This is a genomic window from Bacteroides sp. (assembly GCF_052357945.1).
Lineage (GTDB): Bacteria > Bacteroidota > Bacteroidia > Bacteroidales > Bacteroidaceae > Bacteroides.
Genome location: NZ_DAWCXD010000222.1, coordinates 1 through 5,051, shown reverse-complemented (window position 1 = coordinate 5,051; position 5,051 = coordinate 1). Strand labels below are relative to the sequence as shown.

Sequence of the window (5,051 nt, the reverse complement as noted above, 5' to 3'; positions counted from 1 at the left end):
ATTTTTATTTATTTCCTGATATAGCTACTTTAATAACTCCATCTAATTTGTTTTCAAAGATACGATAGGCCTCCTCAATCTCATTCAACGGAAATCGATGTGTAATAAGAGGAGTAGTATCAATTTTACCTTCCTCAATCAGCTTGAGAATCTCGTTACAATCGCAGCCATCCACTCCACCTGTTTTAAAAACCAAATTCTTGCCATACATATCAGGTAAAGGAAGAAGTTGCGGTTTATCATAGAGGGCTACAATCGTGACAACAGCATTAGGACGAGCACAAGCCCATGCCAAATGGAAAGAATCATCACTCCCCGCTACTTCCAAAACAACATCTGCACCACCATGGTCACTGTTCTTGAGAACAAATTCCTTGCAGTGTTCAGGCTCCGTTACTAACACATCAGGATAATGCTCGCAGACAAACCGAATTCTTTCAGGAGACTTTTCACAGACAATAATGCGTTTTGGCTTCTTCAGCATCACACACAACAAAGTACAAATCCCGGTAGGTCCGGCACCGATGATAAGAACAGTATTTTCCGCGGTTATTTCCGAGATGCGTGCTGCCCAAAAACCTGTTGCAAGTACATCACCGACAAACAAGGCTTGCTCATCACTCACAGTATCAGGAATACGGCTCAAACCCTGATCCGCATAAGGAACTCTGACATATTCCGCCTGACCGCCATCAATTCGACAACCTAAAGCCCAGCCGCCATTAGGATCAATACAGTTATTCACATATCCATGCTTACAGAAAAAACACTCACCGCAGAAAGTTTCGACATTCACAGTCACCCTGTCACCAGGCTTCACCGAAGTGACATCAGCCCCTACTTGTTCTACCACACCTACCATCTCATGCCCGACAGTTATTCCGGGCACAGCACGCGGCACACTGCCATGTTTAATATGAAGATCACTGGTGCAGATGCTACCAAGTGTTACATGCACGATTGCATCCCGTGAATCCTTCATTTCCGGTATCGCTTTCTCCTGCAATTCAAACTTTCCGTGTTCAATATATGTGTATGCAAGCATAATATCCTCCTCGTTCATTAATATATACCTTGCAAAGATAATGATTTCATTGGCAAAACAAATCTCTTTTATCACGTTCAATACTCCCAAACCGAATCTCACTCTACATTTATAACAATACAAAGCTGAATAAAGTCATTCACTGTTTTTTCTACTTCAGCTTTGATATTCTGGAAAATATTCTTACTTTTATATCCAAAATAATAAATAAAAACAGCAGCACGACTTATTATATTTACACACAAGCCTATGATAGATACTTCCGAAAATCTGATTATTATAAAAGGTCAAATCAAGACTCCCGAAATAGAAAGCTGCCAGAATTATGATGACAGCTATAAGATAGTATTCCGAAATGTTCCTAGTACGTATACTTATAAAGAAGAAAATGTCCTTTGGCTGACTGATCCGGACAAACCGGACCCCAATAATTATCAAATAATCAGTAAAGGGAGAACTTTATCAAACATCAAAGCCTTATCTATTTTTAAGGCCGGATCACACAGCTATTGGCACATTCGTTTTCAGAATGGTAAAGAGTATGATTACAGAGAAAAGGACTTAGAAATTATCGAATCATGCTTGGGAGAGAGTCGTTCGAAAAGTATATTCGAATATTTGAAGAAAGTTGCCGATGCGAACGAATTGAAAGCTGATGACGGAACGAAGCTATTGGCAAAACAATATGAAAAGATTCATTTCATCGCAAACAACAGAGCTATTGCTATATATCTGAATCCTCAAAAATATAAAATGCAGCCCCAGACTGCCTCAACCTTGATTTTTCCTTTTGGTTGTAATGCAAGCCAGCAAAAAGCAGTCCAGGCAGCTTTTGAGAATCAAATCAGCGTTGTGCAAGGACCTCCGGGAACCGGAAAGACACAAACGATTCTGAACATCATTGCCAATATCCTTGTGCGTGGTAAGACTGTTCAGGTAGTATCTAATAACAACTCCGCCATCGTCAATGTACTTGAGAAGTTATCCAAATACGATATGGGTTTCATTGTTGCATTGCTTGGCAGTACAGCTAACAAAGAGAAATTCATCGAGACTCAAGAAGAAGAAAAACAATATCCGGAGAACTTTGAGTCATGGCATGATGCAGATGCCGACCAACCTCAATTTCTCAATCAGATACATCATCAGACAGAAGAACTAAAAAGCATATTTTCCAAACAGGAACGCCTTGCCATGGCAAGACAGGAAATACAAGCTTTAAAAATAGAGTGGCAACATTATCTGCAAGAGTTCGGAACAAAAGAAATTACTCTCCAACAACGAAAGAGTTCCAACTCGGCAGACCTTCTGAATTTATGGAATGAATGTCAACAATTTGCAGAAAAAGAGCAATCATCAAGTCTTCGGGGAATAGCAGCTTTTATTCAACGGTTGAAATGGTTATTCTTTAAATTCAGGAGCAAAACGATTTGTAAAATCCCCGATAAAGGTTTCTATAAACGGGAGATGAGTTTGATTATCGCCGACTTCCAAATCTTATTCTACCAAACAAAGTATGCAGAACTGGAAGTTGAAATAGACACATTAGAAAAGGAGCTTGCCAACAAAGATGCAGCAGAAATGGCTAGACAAATGGCCGATACATCAATGAAATATCTAAAGAATCAGTTATTTCATACCTATGGCAATAATCATGACAAGCCCATCTTTACGCTCCCTGATCTAAAAAATAATTGGCGAGAGGTACAAAAAGAATATCCTATCATATTAAGCACTACCTTTTCATCATTAGGCAGTCTGCAACGAGATGCCGTATATGATTATATCATTATGGACGAAGCATCACAGGTTTCCGTTGAGACCGGAGCTTTAGCCTTGTCATGTGCTAAAAATGCAATCATTGTCGGCGACACCATGCAACTTCCCAATGTGGTCACGGAAGAAAATAAGGAAAAGCTAAACTTTATCGCTAATGCGTGCCTGATTAAGCCGGAATATGATTGTGCCAATATGAGTTTTTTGCAATCCATCTGCAAAGTTATTCCGAATGTACCACAGACCTTGTTACGGGAACATTATCGATGCCATCCTCGAATCATCAACTTCTGTAATCAGAAATTTTATGGTGGAGATCTCGTCATCATGACACGTGATAAAGGAGAAGAGGATGTCATTTGTGCCATACGGACAGCCAAAGGTAATCACTCCCGCAGTCACATGAATCAACGGGAAATAGATGTTATCAAAGAGGAAGTACTACCGAATCTATCTTATGAAACAGATGAAATTGGCGTCATAGCTCCATATAACAAACAAGTAGATGCAGTAAAATCCGCACTTGAAGAGGATATTGATGTCGCAACAGTCCATAAGTTTCAGGGAAGAGAAAAGGATGCTATCATTATGACCACTGTCGACGATGTCATCACTTCCTTTTCCGACGATCCCAACCTGCTCAATGTTGCTGTTTCGCGGGCTAAGTCACAATTCTACTTAGTTGTATCGGGAAATGAACAACCCAAAGACTGCAATATTAGCGATTTGATCGCTTATATCGAATATAACAATGGCACTGTTTCCACCAGTAAGATTCATTCTATATTCGATTATCTATATGAGCAATATACAGATGCTCGAATTGCCTATTTGAAAAAACACAAGAAAATATCCGAATACGATTCCGAGAATCTTACATTTGCCTTACTCGAAGATATCCTGAAAGAAAATATTAATATGCGTCATTTGAATATCATTTGTCATTTACCACTCTATATGTTGATCCAGGATTATTCTCTATTGAATGAAGAGGAAAGCAAATATGCTGCAAATATAAACACTCATATTGACTTTCTGATTTATAATCGTGTGAGTAAACAACCGGTACTGGCTATTGAGACGGATGGTTATACATTCCATAAATCAGGAACGAGGCAATCAGAACGTGATATTAAAAAGAATCGTATCTTAGAGTTGTACGGAATTCCGTTGGTGAGATTGTCTACTATCGGTAGTAATGAGAAGAAAATTATTGGAGATAAACTTATTGAGATATTAAAATCACACTAACACCATATCTCCCTTAAATATTTATAGAGTTTACAAATCAATAGATGCAACCAATGATTTGTAAACTGCTAATATTAACTAAACCACAACTATTACCAAGTAATAACTTTATCCACAATTTCCTGCTGTTCTAAAGCAGTCCTTCTTAAATATATACGAGTAGTTTCAATACTTTCATGCCCCATCAAATCAGCCAACAAAGAAATATCATTGAATTTTTCTAGAAAATTCTTTGCAAAACGATGTCGAAATGAATGAGGATAAACAACTTTAGTATTAAGTTCATACTTCTCGGCATAGTTCTTTAGTTGTTGAGAAATCCCTCTTGTTGTAATTCGTTCACCAAAACGATTAAGAAAGAGATAACCACTTTCACGATTAATAGCAATTAGCCAAACCTTTGTTTCATCTCTAAGCTTCTTTGGAATAAACAAACGGCGAATTTTCCCACCTTTAGTATAAATATCAAAGTAACCAATATTCACATGCTCTATTTTTATTTGTATTAATTCACTAACGCGAGCACCAGTAGCAGCCAAAAAACGTACAACAAAATACCATTCCTGATTTTCTTCTTTTTTTAATTTGTTTTTCAGAAATATATAATCAGCATTACTAATCACATTTTCCAAATAAGAACGTTGTTGTACTTTCACCGACTTTAGCCGAAGCCGCGTTTTATTAACGAAATCAAGATATTTATTTAAAGCTTGAATTCGTAAATTTACAGTTTTAGGCTTAAAGGTTTCAATTAAATACGCTTTGTAAAGTAACAAGTTTCTTTTATTCAAATCTTTATGACGAGAATAAAAATCATTTACTGCATATTGATATGCAGAAATCGTATTATCCGCCATATTACCCTGACGAAGAAAGGTTTCAAATTTTTCCATGATTATTTTTAATTAATAATACAATTAAACTATCATTCATAAGATAAGCATAATAAAATAGCAATAGTTCCTATTATGAGAAGTTT

Annotated in this window: 3 protein-coding genes; 1 reads left to right on the top strand and 2 read right to left on the bottom strand. The window is 37.1% G+C overall.

The genetic code is table 11. The annotated features are described in order from the left end of the window. Nucleotides 1-4 precede the first annotated feature (4 nt). On the bottom strand, nt 5-1,045 hold the full coding sequence (locus ACT8YW_RS21680; RefSeq protein WP_444107112.1) for an alcohol dehydrogenase: 1,041 nt from the start codon (nt 1,043-1,045) through the stop codon (nt 5-7). A 249-nt stretch (nt 1,046-1,294) separates the two neighbouring features. On the opposite strand from ACT8YW_RS21680, the gene ACT8YW_RS21675 reads away from it, so the two are divergent. After that, a complete protein-coding gene (locus ACT8YW_RS21675) occupies nt 1,295-4,072 on the top strand; it encodes an AAA domain-containing protein (RefSeq protein WP_444107111.1) in 2,778 nt (925 codons plus the stop codon). Between the two features lie 92 nt (nt 4,073-4,164). Here the strand turns inward: ACT8YW_RS21675 and ACT8YW_RS21670 are convergent, their stop codons facing one another. After that, entirely contained in the window at nt 4,165-4,965 is an 801-nt protein-coding gene (locus ACT8YW_RS21670) for a tyrosine-type recombinase/integrase (RefSeq protein ID WP_444107110.1), read from the bottom strand. Nucleotides 4,966-5,051 lie beyond the last annotated feature (86 nt).